We start from the raw sequence: 14,522 nt of genomic DNA on the forward strand, positions 1-14,522 counted from the left end.
TCTTGAAGTCGGCGTCGGCTTTCTTCGCGGCGGAGCTCGACCGCCCGTCGAAGTGATGGTCGACTACATCGATCGCCATCGTGGCGAGTTCGGGGTCGAGCCCATTTGCAGGGTGCTGCAGATGGCTCCGAGCACCTACTACGCGGCCAAGCGCCGCCAGCTCGAGCCCTCGGCGAGGGCTCGGCGCGACGCAGTGTTGATGCCGATCCTGCTCGCGTTGTGGGTGGCGAACCGGAAGGTCTACGGCGCCCACAAGCTCTGGCTCGCCGCTCGGCGGGCCGGTCACGAGATCGGCCGGGACCAGACGGCCCGGTTGATGCGCGAGCTCGGCATCGCCGGCGTGTCACGGCGGCGCAAGCGGGTCTTCACCACCGTCGCCGACCCGGACGCGGTCCGGGCGCCGGATCTGGTGCGCCGGAACTTCAACGCGGACCGGCCCGACGCTCTGTGGGTGACCGACTTGACCTACGTCCCGACCCGGTCCGGGATGGCGTACGTGTGCTTCATCGTGGACGCGTTCAGCCGCCGCATCGTGGGCTGGCGGGTGGCGTCGAACATGCGCACCGAGATGGTGCTCGACGCCTTGGAGATGGCCCGGCGCTCACGCGGCGGCCGCCGGCTCGTCGGGCTGATCGCACACGCCGATGCCGGGTCGCAGTTCACCTCGGTGCGGTTCACCGAGCGCCTCGACGAGATCGGCGCCCGGCCATCGATCGGGACCGTCGCCGACTCCTACGACAACGCTCTGGCCGAGACGACCAACGGTCTCTACAAGACCGAATGCGTCTACGGACCCGACGCCCCACGGCCCTGGGACGACGTCGACGAGCTCGAGCTGGCCACGTTGTCGTGGGTGCACTGGTTCAACGAGCAGCGCCTTCATGGCCACTGCGGCCACCGGCCGCCCGCCGAGCTCGAAGCAGCCTTCTACGCTGCCCAACAAGCCGACCCCACCGGGGTTGGAATCCAATAGCCCGAGCCTCCACCAGACCCAGGGCGGTTCACTGCGCCGCCGAGGAGCGGCTGGGCGACGCCGTCGGCGTCGGGGACGCCGAGGTTGGCGATGGCGGTGATGGCGTCGACGCGTGTGAACACCGATCCCCCGGCGCAGATGCCATCGGGGTCCGCGAGCAGGTCGAATACGACATCCCGCTGGGTCGCCCGCTGGCTGTCCCGCTGGGTAGCCGGTTGGCTGAGCCGGTCGATGTCGTCGCTGGTCAGCCCGCATGCGGCAGCACGCTCCCGCCACCGGGCGACCAGGTCGTCGGCTGGTGTGTGGTTCTTCGCCGGGCGGGTGCGCAACACGATGTGCTCGACCTCACTGGGATGAGCTCCCCGGCCGATCTCGGCCTCCAACTCCCGGAGGGCGTCGTCGATCTCGTTGCGGCGCTTGGAGAACTCCGAGACGACCTTGGGGCTGATCCCGTCGATCTCCCACCCGGACTTGCGGCCGGGCCGCCAATCGATGTCGAGACGCTCGGCGAGGTGGTGCCGCATCTCGGCGGTGGCCAGCGCCGAGGCGGCGTGGGCGTTCTGGTAGAGGCACCGCGACCACAGCGACCGGTGCGAACCGTCGGGGGCTGTCACGGTGTTCATCACGACGTTGTGGTGGTGCGGGAACGGGTCGAGCGCCCGCGAGGTCAGGTGTCGGAACGACGCAACCATCAGCCCCTCGGCCGGCACCGGTTCGCCGTCGATGCGGCCGACGGCGCGGTCCTCGAGCCAGCCGAGGGCCCAGTCGTTGCCCGCTTGGATCGAGCCGAGGACTGCCTCCCGGGTCGCGGCCTCGCCGAGCAGGGCCAGGACGCCGAGGCTCTTCTCGGTGGTCAGCGTGAGGTCGTACGCGACCCTCACCGCCGGAGGTCGACGTCGTTCGAGGAACTCGGCCAGGCGCTCGCGGGTGACCAACCATCGGTTCTTCGTCCCGCGGTGCGCCTCCAGGTAGGCGTGTCGAGGCTGACGACCGGCGGCCACGGCCTGGTCGATCTCATCGCTGTGGTCCTCGTGATAGCGGGCCACGCCGCGCAGGTACTGGGCAGTCACCCCGGCGAGCCGGGCGGCCTCACTGATCGACAATTGGTCCTGGGGTGCGCCAAGCGAACGGATCGCATCGGGGGTCACGCCTTCTTCGCGAGCAAGCCGGCACCGGGAGAGCTCAGCCTCGGTGACCCATCGAGAACCGTCGGCGTCGACGAAGGGAACGAGGAACGACGCCTGTGGCTCCTCGGCATCGGTGCTGGTCAGTGGGGGTTGCAGGCCCTCAACGGGATAGCCAGCGGGATACCCGGCGGGAGGGGTTGGAGCGCTGGCAGTACTTGCTCCGAACAGGGTGGTGACTGCCCTGCGAGTACCAGCGTCGAGCAGCCGCTCCACCTCGCGCTGGGCCACGTCCAGCACCGCGGCCGCGTCAGCGACATCGAAGAGGGGCTCATTGCCGGGTCCGAGCCGCGAGTGGTTCCCTGACCCGAGCGTCGGTCGCCTGCCAGCGGAACCTTGCGCGGTGATCAGCCGCTCGCCGGTGTGCGGGTCCCGACCTGCGAGAACCGAGGCGAAGTCGTCACGTGCGACAGCTCCCGCTAGTCCTGCGGCCGCAGAGGATCGACCGAGCCACCGGCCGGGTTCCTCGCCCGCGTCGGCGTAGTAGCGCTCGGGTCCGGACGTGCCGCCAGCCGCGGTTCCAGGGGCCGGGTTGCCCTTCGTCCCGGGTGGTTGGAGGTAGCGGACGATCGAGTCGACGACTCGGGCCGTGTCGGCCCGGCCGCCGCCGAGGGGGGTGACGGTGAACTTCACGACGAACCGCCAACCGGACAGCCAACAGGTTTCCCAGAGGGAAACCTGTCAATGTGTGCGCGCCAGACCTGCCGTTCAGGAGCGACGACGGTCGCCGGACGGGGCGGGCTTCCGGGAGAGCCGGGACGGCGCTTGAGGCTCATCGCCCGAGGGCCTGCTGATGTCCGTTCAGGGCGATCTCGGGTTGGGTAGCCCGTTGGCGAAACCGCTCGAGGTCGACCGTCGTCGCGGTCACCTTCGACCGGTGCTCGGCGACGCTTTCGAAGCCCTCGAGGTGCGCGGTGAACAACTGCTCGTGAGCCGAGCGGGTCCACTTCGGAACTCGCTCGAGCTGCCGGGGCTGGAGTGGCGCTACCTCGAGGAACACGTCGAGCCCGCCGGCCCGATCCGGCCGGGCGAGACCGAACCGCACAAGACGGTCCATCGTCGACGCCAGCCGGCTGTTCGGCCCGGTGCCGGCGCCGAGGCCGAGCGACTGACTGAACTCGCTCGCGGGGAGCTCTGCGGGGACCTGATGTCGCCACAGTTCGGGCAGCCGGCGCAGCAGCAGCGTGGCGCTGGGTCCGATGACGGCCGACCAGCACTGCTCGACGTAGGTGTCAGTCAGGTCGAACCCAACCTGTCGGACCCGAGGATCCGGATGGTTGACAGGAGCGAAGACAAGATCACGATCACGTTCCATGCCCCTGTAGGCCGCGAAACGCTCCGGTTCCCGCGCAGAAGCTTGCTCCTCCCAGGCCCCATTCGGTGGCGGTGACACCTACCCGGCGTTTCGGGGCAGGGTCCGCGCTACTGGTGGAGCGTCAGCCCGACGACGCTGTCCCCTCCTGCGTCGCACGGACGTCGAGGTCAGACAGCAAGCCGTCGAGCACGCCGATCGCAGCCAGGATGATCTTCCGGATCTCACCATCCCGGGCCTCGTCGATGGCGCCGCCCCGGTGCTTTACGGTGCGGCGCTCGACGTTCAGAGCACGTAGTGCAGCGAGGTCCTCCGGCCCGACCACCTGCCTCGACTCGGCTCGCTCCATCAGCGTCGCCCAGTTCACGCTCTGCCCTGCTCCGAGGACATGCCGCAGCACGATCTCGGATCCCGAGTGGATCTCCTCGATGGCGATCTCGTGCGGAACGTTGTCTACGAGCCAGCCGTTGACAATCTCGTCGCACACTCGCAGTCGAGGCTCAGACACGCCATCCGGCAAAGGCAGGTTTGGCCAGAAGAATCGGCCCGGGGGTCCGGTATGAGTCCCCTGGCGTGGTGGGAATTGGGTCCACCGTGGGGTGAGCCACCGGCGTGATGCTCGGTGTGTACCGACCAAAGTGCACACCAAGGAGAACACGCCGATGGCTCTTGCCGAGTCTGCCGTTTCCGACCTTCTCGACGCGCTCCGCGTCGGGGAGGGCACCGACCTCGTCCGCGAGCTGGCCCAGTGGGCGCTCCAGCAGCTCATCGACGCCGAGGCCACCGCGGCCATCGGCGCGGATCCGTGGGAGCGCACCGCTGAGCGGGTCACCCATCGCAACGGGACGCGGCCGAAGGTGCTCTCGACCAAGGCCGGTGATCTGCAGCTGGCGATCCCGAAGCTGCGCAAGGGCTCGTTCTTCCCCGAGCTGCTCGAGCCCCGCCGTCGCATCGACCAGGCGCTGTACGCGGTGGTGATGGAGGCCTACGTCAACGGCGTGTCGACCCGGGCCGTCGACGATCTCGTCGCCGCGATGGGCATCGATACGGGGATCTCGAAGTCCGAGGTGTCTCGGATCTGCGCCCGCCTCGACGAGCGGGTCGCCGCGTTCCGGGGCCGCACCCTCGGGCACGTCTCGTTCCCGTACGTGTACCTCGATGCCACCTACATCAACGTCCGCGACGACGCCCTGGGCCAGGTCGTGTCCCGGGCCGTGGTCATCGCGACCGGGATCACCGCCGGCGGCGACCGTGAGGTCCTCGGCGTCGACATCGGCGACAGCGAAGACGAGACGTTCTGGACCCGGTTCCTGCGCTCGCTGCGCGACCGGGGCCTCGGCGGGGTCCGCCTCGTCATCTCTGACGCCCATGCCGGGCTGACCGCCTCGATCCGCAAGTGCTTCACCGGCGCCAGCTGGCAGCGTTGCAGGGTGCACTTCGCCCGCAACCTGCTGGCCACCATCCCCAAGGCCCATGTCGAGTTCGTGGCCGCCGCGTTCCGGTCGATCTTCGCCCTCGGCACCCGCAAGGAGGTCGAGGCCCGCTGGGACGAAGTCGCCGACACCCTCGCCGAACGGTTCCCCAAGGCGGCCGAGCTGATGCGCGACGCCAAGACCGACGTGTTGGCCTTCACCGCGTTCCCCAAGTCGCACTGGCGAAAGATCTGGTCGAACAACCCCCTCGAGCGGCTCAACAAGGAGGTCAAGCGCCGCTCGAACGTCGTCGGAATCTTCCCCAACGACGCCGCCGTGATCCGCCTCGTCGGAGCCGTGCTCGCCGACCAACACGACGAATGGGCCATCGCCCGCCGCTACCTCTCCGAAGCCTCCATGGCCGAGCTCAGCGCACCGCGCGACACTGACCCCCACCAGCCAGCGCTCGCCGGCTGAACACATCGAGCATCACGCCTCGATTCCCACCACACCTCGGGACTCTGTCGGGGTCCGGGGGTGTCGTCGCCAATACACCAGTCGATCCAGTGCCCGAGGAACGACCTAGCAACCTCGATAGCACGAGCCCCAGAACCCTCCCCGGTGTAGCCCTCGGCCACGATGGGCAACTCCCGCTCGATCTGGTTCACCCACGCAGCGATCCTCCACCCACTGCCGTCGACAGAGAGGTCCCAATCGGTCTGCCCTCGATGGGATCGCAGCTTCTTGTAGTGAACCCTCAGGCCAAGCGCCCGACCCCTCCGTTGAGCAGCACGCAGTAGAACTCGCATCAACTCGTCGTACGAACTCGGGGCCGGTCGATCGACGCCATATCCCGCCATTGCGCGAGCCTACGAGGCTCCAGAAGTGAGCGGTTCCCCCCACAGCATGTTCAGCCGAGATCCAGAGCTGGGGACGCCCCAATTGCCCGGACGTCACTGGGACGCGTCCCGGAAGTGCTGCACGGTCCCGGGGTTCTGGGGCACCCCAAGCATCAGTACAGCATGCAAGGTCGGACTCTCACGATCCACGGCAGCGATCACCCGCGTGGGCAGGCCAAGCTCGATCTGAGTCGGAGTCTCAGCCGCCCTTGTCTGCTCGATCGGGACCAGGCCGACCAAGCGGTTGCCCAACAGCTCCGACGGTGCTGCGGGCGTCGGAGGTGGCCGTGCGTTCAGTCCTGCAGCATCGAGTTCAGAGCGGGAGACCACAGTGTGGGCACGCAGCCGCTGGCACAGCAGTCTGTTTCATCGAGTTCAACATCGACCGGATCCGTTGGCGTTCTGGGTCCTCGTCCTCGACGGGAATCGCTCTCTCCATGCCGTCGACCGTGTCGACGAACTCGAAGTCGGCAAAACCAGGGAGGATTCGAAAAATCGCGTGGTGGTCGATCGCGGCTTGAAGGCACGCCACCATGGTGCGAGCCGCGGATGCCACGTCCAGTGGGTTGATGTTTCGGCCTCGTGCGGAGAGGTGGAGCGAGCCATCGTCCCGACAAATGTCGAGTTCTAGGACAGTCCCGGCGGGGCTACCGGGTGGATCTCGCCGGCCGGCACCGACGGCGTACTCGTCGATGTGCTCGAAGCAGTCGCGAAGGTGCACTAGGTCCGGCACCGCAGCGTCAAAGCGGGTCTTCGCCGCTTCGAGGTGGGCGCCCGGGATCTCCGTCGCGAGGTGGTCTGCTGTACGACGGAGTCGTCGGGCCGCCCCCACCAGGGCGAGACCGTCGATCCGTAGCTGGGCTTCGAGTTCGTATCGCCGATGCCATGCTCTGGCTCCACTTGCCCCGGCGAACTGCTCGATCCCCACAAGGAGGCGGCCTTCGTGAATCGCAAGCTCCGTGAGATGGAATGCGGGCGAGGCGTCACCGGTGGCGCGAACGTGAAAGTCCTGACCGGCCCGAGCAAGCCTCAACGGCGGGTCGTTGCGGTTGTCTACGAGCTGCGACTCAAGCTGCGTGCGGATGGTCGCCGCGGTATCTCGCAGGAATGGGTCGGCGGGGTCGATGTCATTGGCCACGTCTTCGAGGACATCGCACATCGGTGGGGTGATGCCGTTGAGGTACGAGCTGTTCGCGTCCAGGGTGAGCTCCCAGACGCCCGGGAACTCGGGCGGCGCGTGGAGTGCACCCGCCACGCCAAAGTGCTCCGCGACCGCGACGATCTGACCCAGGAGCTCGCACATGGGAGGAGTCGGCTGCTCTGCAAGCTCGAGTTCGATAGTGCGCCAGCCCATGACGCAATCATCGCTCGTCGATACCTTGGGGGCCGACCTGTTTCAGCTGTGGCGCCGACAATGGGCGGGAGTGTAAGGGGCTGGAAGATCGTCCTGGTCTCGCAGACGGGCCTTCTCCCCCCAGGACCTTCAAGGTCGACTGGCGGGCCGACCCCCCGTACACGGCCGCCAAGGTCATCGACATGATCTTCATCATCGAGGGGTTGCGCCCGTCGCCGGCGGGTCCCGCTGGGTAGCCCGGTGACGAATCTCGAAGAAAGTTCGCCAACGGGATAGGTAGCGGGACAGCCAACGGGATGTGCCGCGCGGATCTTCCTGGTGTCCGACTGACACCTGGAGGTTCCCGATGGCATGGATCGTGCAATCGCTGAACGAGGAGTGGGCCACCGTGGCGAGCTCCCCGGCAGCTCGTCGAGCGTTGATGCGCTGGACGTCCCGAAACCCCGCGTCGGCAACGGCGCACAGCGTCGACGACTTCGTCGACACCCGCACCCGCCCCAGGTGGGGCGACCAGGCGCTGCGGGTCCTGGCCGCCGAAGCTCCTGACGACGAGATCGCCGCGCGCACGCTGCTCCAGGCGCTGCTCGGTGGGCTGGTCCGCCTCGCCACCCAGGTCGCCCATGACGATCCCGACGCGGTGGGCGAGGTCGTCTCGATGGCATGGAACCGGATCCGCACCTACCCGAGCCAGCGGTGCGGCCCGGTTGCGGGCAACGTCCTGCTCGACGTCCGCAAGGAGCTGCTCCGCACACGCGTCGATGGGCTTGCGACCCCGAACGACGAGGCGGTCTCCCGTGGCAGCGTCGACCCGGCCCAGACCCCCGAGGAGGTGGTGGTCGAGAAGGCGGTGATCGAGGAGCTCTTCGCCGCCCGGGACCGAGGGCTGGTGTCGGGCGCTGCGCTGGCGACGATCTTCCGCACGCGGGTCGGGGGCGAGTCTCTCGTCGAGGTCGCGGCCGACATGGACATGTCTGCCGACGCCATGTGGCGTCGTCGGACCCGGGCGGAGCGTCGGCTGCGGCTGCTCCCGCTGGCCAGCTGATCGGTGAGAACGGCGCTTTCGATGTTGTCCGGCACCGACCAGGCGACAACTTCGAGCCGATCCGGTACCGTCGTCGGTGGCTGTGCGTGCACGTTGCCCGGTCTCGTCTGCCTGACCGATACGAGGCGGACCTCCCAACCCGGCGTACTCGAGGGCCTCGGCCAGGCGGCATCGGCCCCTCGCCGTCCCATCTCGATGGGCCAGTGGACGCTGGGTCCGGGTTCCCCCGGACGAGGAGGCACGACCATGCCTTGGTTCGATCACTCGAGGCACCGCGCAATGGCAGCCTGCATCGCAGCCGCGCTGCTGGTGGCGGGAACGAGCTGCGGAGACGACGGCGAGGCGAGCCCCGCGTCGACCACGACGACCGAGGCGTCGACGTCAAGTACCGAGTCGACCACCTCGACGACGAGCGAGACCACGACGGCGGCGGGTGCGTCGACGGCGACGACTGCACCCGGCACATCCGCGGAGCAGGAGGTGATCGACCGCTACATCGGCTACTGGAACGCCCGCTTCGAAGCGAACTCCGGCGCGCCCGATCCGAACGACCCAGCGCTTCGCGAGTACGCCACCGGTGAACAGCTCGACACGGTGATCGCCGAGACGCAGTCGAACCTCGACCAAGGCCTCGCCTTCCAGCGTGCTGCCGAGCCGCACAACATCCAGCGGGTCACCGTCGTTGAGATCGAAGGCGACCACGCCGTCGTGCAGGAGTGCGTCGTGGCCGACGGCATCGTCGTTCGTCGGGACACCGGAGAGGTGGTCAACGACGAGGTCAACACCCACAACGTCCAGGCCGAGATGACCCGCGTCGACGGCGTGTGGAAGGTGTCGGCCGCCCGTCTGCTGCAGCGATTCGAGGGGGTGGCCGGATGCGCGCTCGCTTCCTGATCAGCTTGGCGGCGGCGATGCTCGCCGTCCTGGTGGCCTCGCCGGCTGGTGCCGACGAGCGTCCACCCGGCGGCGGTGGTGGTGCCTACGTCGACGGTGAAGGAGACCCGACGGCGACAGCCGGCGACGGGACCACCTCGCCGGGGGGCGGCGGTGGCTCCGGTGGCGGCGGTGGGGGAAGCGGTCCCCCGTGTGAGTGGCACGTCGTCATCGAGGACGACTTCCAGACATCGATCTACGACGTCGACTCTTTGGAGACGCAGCACTCCGAGACCGGACGGTGGCTGGAGTACTGGTGCGAGGGCGTCGGCGCAGTCGAAGTCGGCGGCTACTTCATCATCCCCGAGGGTGGCCTCGTCGATCCCCTGGCTCTCGCCCAGCAGGCGCTGGCCTCGGTGCAGATCGCCCCGCCAGCGATCAGGACGAGCCCCTCGGAAGCCGGGCGCCTCTATGTGCAGATTCCGACGTGGCTGTGGATCGACGGCGGCTGGTGGCATGGCTACACGGCGACGGCGCAGGCCGGCAGGGTGTGGTCGACCGTGACCGCCCGACCCGTGTCGGTCACGTGGGGGCTCGGAGACGGCGACAGCGTCGTGTGCAAGGGCCCGGGCACGGCGTGGACTCCGGGAGCGGCCGAGGAGGCGAGCAACTGCACGCATACCTACCGGCACTCCTCCGCGTCGAGCGATGCTGGCACGTTCGACCTGTCGGCCACTGTTCGGCTCGAGGTGACCTGGACGTCCAATGCCCCCTTCGGAGGGACGCTTCCCGCCATCGCCCGTACGTCGAGCATCGATGTCGAAGTCGGCGAGATCCAGGCGATCGGAACTCGAGGAGGCGGCTGAGATGGCGAGCACACCCACCGTCCGCGCTCCGCGAGCCGGCACTCCCGGCTCCAACGGCCACGGATCTCCCGCAACCATCTCCCTCGCCCCACCCGGCCGTCGGGTGCGCATGCCCGAGCTCGTGGTCGGCGTCCTCGTCATGTCGGTGTTCGCCCTCGGTGCCGTCCTGTGGCACCTGAGCGCCGTCGACCGATCGCCTGCTCTCGCCGTCGTCGGAACCGTCGAACGAGGGGATGTGATCTCATCGGACGACCTCCGCGTCGTCTACGTCTCCAGCGACGACGCCTTGGCTCGGATGAGCGAGTCGCAGATGACCGAGGTGGTCGGTCGGGTCGCTCTGGTTGATCTGGCGCCGGGCACGCTCGTGACCCGTTCGGTGGTGGCCGACCGCCCGACGCTCGAAGAAGGCGAAGGCATCGTCGGCCTCTCCCTCGATCCGGGCGGGTACCCGGACCTGGGACTGGCACCGGGGGACCGCGTGACCATCGTGCGCTCGGGCGACACCGCTGTTCCCGAAGCCACCGATGACTCTGCCGACGACGGCGAGACGAGCTCGAACAACGTGATCGCCCGCGAAGCAACGGTGGTCTCGGTCGAGGAACTGACGGGCGACCGGAGGCTGGTATCGGTTCTCACCACAGAAGCTGACGCCCAGGCGGTCGCTGCTGCGGCCGGATCAGGGTCGCTGCGACTGGTGCAGGTGTCGCCGTGAAGACGGTCGCGCTGTGCTCGGCGCGGGGCGCTCCAGGCGTCACGACCACAGCGCTGCTGCTCGCGGCCCGCCTCGAGAGCGCCGCGCTCGTGGAAGCGGACCTGGCGGGTGGAGTCGTGGCAGTCCGCTATGGCCTCAGCCGTGAGCCGGGGCTCGTCACCCTCGCCGCGTCGAACCCGACCCGGCCCGGTGGCTGGCTCGACCACGCGCAAGACGCAGGCGGCGTCGCCGTCCTGGTCGGGCCCGACTCGGGAGAGGCAGCCGAGGCGCTGTGGCGTTCGGCAGGTGAGCGGATCGCGTCGGTCCTCGCTCGATCCGACGGGTGGGCCGTTGTCGACGGAGGTGGAGTGTGGCGGCGAGCCGCACTCGTCGACTCGGCCGACCTGGTGGCGGTTGTGATCCGGCCGGTTGCGGAACAGGTCGTGAGCGCAGCCCACGCCCTCGGAACCTTGCGTCGCTCGACAAGGGGCGAGCTCGTCGTCGTCCTGGCGGGCGACGGTCCCTACCGATCGGGCGACGTTGCTGACGCTCTCGGATGCGAGGTCCTCGCCCACCTTCCCGACGACCCCGCAACGGCGGAGCACCTCCGTGACGGCGGCGCTTCATCGAAGGCCATCGGTCGATCCCGCCTCGCCCGATCGGTCGTCGCCCTCGGCGACATCATCGAGGCCCGCTTCGCGACGGTCCCCACGTCGGCTGGCGAGGCGGTGCTGTCCCGATGAGCGCTCCATCGGTGGCAACCGGCCTGAACGGCGCTGAACCCCGAGGTCGCCACGCCGTCGACGGCGTCGACACCGAGCTGGTCGCTCGACTCCACCGCATCGTGGGCGAGGCGTTGACTGCCACCCACGCCTCGCACGATGAGGCCGGGAGCGCCCGGCTCTCGCCTTCGGATGAACGGGCCCTGGCCCGCAAGCTGCTCGCCGACGAGCTACGCCGACTCGCCGCCGACGCCTACTCGGCCGGGCAGGCTCCGCTCGACGAACCCACCGAGGATGCCGTCACGGCCGCGGTCCTCGACCGGCTCCACGGCCTCGCCCGCCTGCAGCCGCTGCTCGACGACCCCTCGATCCGAGACATCCACATCTCCGGCTCGGACCGCGTTTGGCTGACGCTGCGCGACGGGACCAAGGAGCGAGGTCCCGCCGTGGCGGCCTCCGACGACGAGCTCGTGGATCTCATCGCCACCGCCGCTCGGCGGCTCGGTCGCAGCGAACGTCGCTGGGACCACGCCCAACCGGAGCTGAACCTTCAACTCCCCAACGGCGACCGGCTACACGCCCTGATGGCGGTGTCGGGCCGACCGACCGTCACCGTCCGCCGCCACGACTTCGACATCCACCGGGTCGACCAGCTCGTCGATCGCGGCGTGTGCGACGACCTCCTCGCCGGCTTTCTGGCCGCGGCGGTCAAGGCTCGAGCGAACCTGATCGTCGCTGGGGGCACCGGCACCGGCAAGACCACAATGCTTCGCTGCCTCATCAACGAGATCGACTCCGAAGAGCGCCTGATCACCGTCGAGGATTCACTCGAGATCGGGCTCGAGCGCTTCGAGGACCTCCACCCCGACCACGAGACGCTCGAGGCACGCGAGGCGAACACCGAAGGCGTGGGTGCCTTCACCCTGGCCGATCTGGTGCGCTCGGCGCTTCGGATGGACCCCCATCGCGTCATCGTCGGCGAGGTCCGCGGCGCCGAGGTCCTGCCGATGCTGCTCGCCATGTCGCAGGGCAACGACGGCTCGATGTGCTCGATCCACGCCGACTCCTCCAAGGGCGTGTTCGGTCGCCTCGCCATGTACGCCGCCATGGCGCCCGAACGTCTCACCCCCGAGGTCACGAACCTGCTCGTCGCCAACGCCGTCGATCTGATCGTCCACCTCGGCTGGGTCGAGGGCGACCGGCGCATCACCAGCATTCGCCAGGTCACCGGAGCGGTCGAAGGCGCGCAAGTTGTGTCCAACGAGCTGTGGCGCCCTGGCCCGACCGGTGCAGCCGCTCCGGCCGCCCCGCCCTCACGTGAGCTGGTCGACAAGCTCGACCGGTACGGCTTCGACGTCGAGGCTCACGCCCTCGCCAACGGGTGGTGGCGATGAGCGCGTTCGTGATCGCCGCGCTCGCTGCCGGCGTCGCGCTCGGACTGCTCCTCGTCATCGCTGGCGTCTCGGGTCGTCCCGTGCTCGAGGGCATCGGCGGCGGTGCGAGGCGCGTGATCGGCGGCCCCGGCGTCACCCGCGCCGCGTGCTGTGTGGGAGCGTTCGTCGTCGTCTGGGCCGTCACCGGCTGGATCATCGGCGGAGTCCTCGCCGCCCTGGCTGTCGCTGCCCTGCCAGGTGTGCTCGGCGGTCGGGCGCAACGCGAGAAGGCAATCGCCCGTACCGAAGCCATTGCCTCCTGGACCGAGATGATCCGCGACTCCATCGTCGCCGCCTCCGGCCTGGAGGAGGCCATCGTGGCGACCGCGTCGGTTGCGCCAGCGCCGATCGAGACCGAGGTCCGCAGACTGGTCCTGCGCCTCGAGCACCAGCGACTTCCCGACGCCCTGGTCGCCTTCGGCGTGGACCTCGACCACCCCTCCGGTGACCTCGTCGTCGCGGCGCTCGTCATCGCCGCCCGGATGGAAGCGAGCGACCTGTCCAGCCTTCTGTCAAGGCTCGCCGAAGCAACCCGGGGCGAAGCGCGGATGCGCATCAGGGTTGAGGTCGGTCGCTCCCGCGTCCGAACGGCCACGAAGGTGATCGTGGGCGTCGTCGCAGTGGCCGTCGTGTTCCTCGCCCTCGTCAACCGGGAGTACCTCGAGGTCTACGACACCCCGGCCGGCCAGTTCGTCCTCGCCATCGTCGGGGCGATCTTCGCCACCGGAGGCTGGCTGCTCACCCGCATGGCCCGCATAGACCTGCCGGACCGGTTCACCGCTCGGGCCACCAGCCCGTCACTATCCGGAGTCGAACCGTGAACGCGGCCGTCATGCTCGTCCTCGGCGCCGGTGTCGGGCTCGGGGTCTTGCTGATCTGGCGAGCCTTCGCACCACGACCGACACCGATCCCCGCGATCCTCAGCGACCTGGCCAAGCCCGGCGCGCCGATCGGTGCCAAGGTCCCGACGGGTGACCCGGTGATCGATCGAGTCGGCTCCGTCTCACAGCGCATTGTCGAAGCGCTCGGCCATGACAGCACCGGACTGCGGCGCGAGCTCGAGCTCGTCGGCCGTACCCCCGAACGCCACGCCTTCGACAAGCTCCTCGGCGGTGTCACAGGCCTGCTCGTCCCCAACATGGCGGCCGCCGGCCTCATCCTCGCCGGCATGGCCCTGCCCATCGGTGTCGTCGGCGTCCTGTCGCTGGTCACCTGCGTCGCCGGGTTCGTGCTTCCTGACTTCTTGCTCCGTGACGAAGCCGAGCGCCGACGCCGAGCGTTCCGACACACGCTCTCGTCCTACCTCGACCTGGTGAACGTGCTCCTCGCGGGTGGAGCGGGCATCGAGACCGCCCTGCACGCGGCCGCTGATGCGGGTGATGGATGGGGCTACCAGACCATTCGCAGCGAACTGCGCCGTGCGCGCCTCACCGGCCAGTCACCCTGGGACACCTTCGCCGGCTTGGCCGAACGTCTCGGCGTCAGCGAGCTCGCAGAACTGGCCGCCAGCGTCTCGCTTGCCGGATCTCACGGTGCACGAATCCGCGCCTCGCTCGCCGCCAAGGCCGACACCCTCCGAGGCCACCAGATCGCCGAGACCGAATCAGCGGCAGAAGCCGCCACGGAACGGATGACCGTCCCCGTCGCCGTCCTCCTCTTCGGCTTCCTCGTCTTCATCGCCTATCCGGCCATCGCCCAGATCACCTCGGTGAGCGGGCCCCAACCCTGAGCGAGCCGCCAACCCCAGCCCGAAGGGACCCC

Annotated in this window: 13 protein-coding genes, 1 pseudogene and 1 other annotated feature; of the genes and pseudogenes, 10 read left to right on the forward strand and 4 right to left on the reverse strand. The window is 69.0% G+C overall.

The features are described from left to right. Position 1: 1 nt before the first annotated feature. Positions 2 to 973 (forward strand): annotated as a pseudogene (locus HC251_RS04500) (IS3 family transposase); the annotation flags it as partial. After that, positions 17 to 130 (forward strand) — a sequence feature (AL1L pseudoknot). It overlaps the preceding pseudogene by 114 nt. Here the strand turns inward: HC251_RS04500 and mobF are convergent. From mobF to HC251_RS04515, 3 genes are all read right to left on the reverse strand, one after another. After that, on the reverse strand, positions 928 to 2,790 hold the full coding sequence (gene mobF / locus HC251_RS04505) for a MobF family relaxase (RefSeq protein WP_219944116.1): 1,863 nt from the start codon (positions 2,788 to 2,790) through the stop codon (positions 928 to 930). The pseudogene HC251_RS04500 and the gene mobF overlap by 46 nt on opposite strands. Positions 2,791 to 2,929: 139 nt before the next feature. After that, positions 2,930 to 3,472 carry a hypothetical protein gene (locus HC251_RS04510; RefSeq protein ID WP_219944117.1) on the reverse strand — a complete coding sequence of 181 codons (543 nt, stop codon included), beginning with the start codon at positions 3,470 to 3,472 and terminating at the stop codon, positions 2,930 to 2,932. Positions 3,473 to 3,593: 121 nt separating this feature from the next. Then, complete coding sequence (locus tag HC251_RS04515) at positions 3,594 to 3,956, reverse strand: hypothetical protein (RefSeq protein ID WP_219944118.1); 363 nt, start codon at positions 3,954 to 3,956, stop codon at positions 3,594 to 3,596. 175 nt (positions 3,957 to 4,131) lie between these two features. Here HC251_RS04515 and HC251_RS04520 point away from each other — a divergent pair, with 175 nt between their 5' ends. Further along, on the forward strand, positions 4,132 to 5,358 hold the full coding sequence (locus tag HC251_RS04520; protein WP_219944119.1) for an IS256 family transposase: 1,227 nt from the start codon (positions 4,132 to 4,134) through the stop codon (positions 5,356 to 5,358). 735 nt (positions 5,359 to 6,093) lie between these two features. On the opposite strand, the gene HC251_RS04525 is transcribed toward HC251_RS04520, so the two are convergent. Further along, complete coding sequence (locus HC251_RS04525; RefSeq protein ID WP_219944120.1) at positions 6,094 to 7,134, reverse strand: hypothetical protein; 1,041 nt, start codon at positions 7,132 to 7,134, stop codon at positions 6,094 to 6,096. A 346-nt stretch (positions 7,135 to 7,480) separates the two neighbouring features. On the opposite strand from HC251_RS04525, the gene HC251_RS04530 reads away from it, so the two are divergent. The 8 genes from HC251_RS04530 (at position 7,481) to HC251_RS04565 (ending at position 14,490) form a co-directional block, all read left to right on the forward strand. Further along, positions 7,481 to 8,176, forward strand: a complete 696-nt coding sequence (locus tag HC251_RS04530; protein WP_219944121.1) for a hypothetical protein — start codon at positions 7,481 to 7,483, stop codon at positions 8,174 to 8,176. Positions 8,177 to 8,422: 246 nt separating this feature from the next. Continuing rightward, a complete protein-coding gene (locus tag HC251_RS04535) occupies positions 8,423 to 9,070 on the forward strand; it encodes a hypothetical protein (RefSeq protein ID WP_219944122.1) in 648 nt (215 codons plus the stop codon). Further along, entirely contained in the window at positions 9,052 to 9,915 is an 864-nt protein-coding gene (locus tag HC251_RS04540; protein WP_219944123.1) for a hypothetical protein, read from the forward strand. Before HC251_RS04535 ends, HC251_RS04540 begins: the two co-directional genes overlap by 19 nt. 109 nt (positions 9,916 to 10,024) lie before the next feature. Then, a complete protein-coding gene (locus HC251_RS04545) occupies positions 10,025 to 10,627 on the forward strand; it encodes an SAF domain-containing protein (RefSeq protein WP_219944124.1) in 603 nt (200 codons plus the stop codon). A 422-nt stretch (positions 10,628 to 11,049) separates the two neighbouring features. Further along, entirely contained in the window at positions 11,050 to 11,349 is a 300-nt protein-coding gene (locus HC251_RS04550; protein ID WP_219944125.1) for a hypothetical protein, read from the forward strand. 11 nt (positions 11,350 to 11,360) lie between these two features. Further along, positions 11,361 to 12,722, forward strand: coding sequence for a CpaF family protein (locus HC251_RS04555; RefSeq protein WP_219944126.1), 1,362 nt, complete (start codon positions 11,361 to 11,363; stop codon positions 12,720 to 12,722). Beyond that, positions 12,719 to 13,582: a type II secretion system F family protein gene (locus HC251_RS04560; protein ID WP_219944127.1), complete on the forward strand. Its 864-nt coding sequence runs from the start codon at positions 12,719 to 12,721 to the stop codon at positions 13,580 to 13,582. Before HC251_RS04555 ends, HC251_RS04560 begins: the two co-directional genes overlap by 4 nt. Then, positions 13,579 to 14,490, forward strand: coding sequence for a type II secretion system F family protein (locus HC251_RS04565; protein WP_219944128.1), 912 nt, complete (start codon positions 13,579 to 13,581; stop codon positions 14,488 to 14,490). The genes HC251_RS04560 and HC251_RS04565 overlap by 4 nt, the downstream gene beginning before the upstream one ends. The last annotated feature ends 32 nt before the right edge of the window (positions 14,491 to 14,522 follow it).

It is taken from the genome of Iamia sp. SCSIO 61187 (genome assembly GCF_019443745.1).
Classification (GTDB): domain Bacteria; phylum Actinomycetota; class Acidimicrobiia; order Acidimicrobiales; family Iamiaceae; genus Iamia.

What these genes read in the sequence shown, in the direction of transcription:
- HC251_RS04525 (WP_219944120.1), bottom strand. Translation starts at nt 7,134, where the DNA reads ATGGGCTGGCGCACTATCGAACTCGAGCTTGCAGAGCAGCCGACTCCT.
- HC251_RS04560 (WP_219944127.1), top strand. Translation starts at nt 12,719, where the DNA reads ATGAGCGCGTTCGTGATCGCCGCGCTCGCTGCCGGCGTCGCGCTCGGA.
- HC251_RS04510 (WP_219944117.1), bottom strand. Translation starts at nt 3,472, where the DNA reads ATGGAACGTGATCGTGATCTTGTCTTCGCTCCTGTCAACCATCCGGAT.
- HC251_RS04530 (WP_219944121.1), top strand. Translation starts at nt 7,481, where the DNA reads ATGGCATGGATCGTGCAATCGCTGAACGAGGAGTGGGCCACCGTGGCG.
- HC251_RS04540 (WP_219944123.1), top strand. Translation starts at nt 9,052, where the DNA reads ATGCGCGCTCGCTTCCTGATCAGCTTGGCGGCGGCGATGCTCGCCGTC.
- HC251_RS04520 (WP_219944119.1), top strand. Translation starts at nt 4,132, where the DNA reads ATGGCTCTTGCCGAGTCTGCCGTTTCCGACCTTCTCGACGCGCTCCGC.
- HC251_RS04545 (WP_219944124.1), top strand. Translation starts at nt 10,025, where the DNA reads ATGCCCGAGCTCGTGGTCGGCGTCCTCGTCATGTCGGTGTTCGCCCTC.
- HC251_RS04535 (WP_219944122.1), top strand. Translation starts at nt 8,423, where the DNA reads ATGCCTTGGTTCGATCACTCGAGGCACCGCGCAATGGCAGCCTGCATC.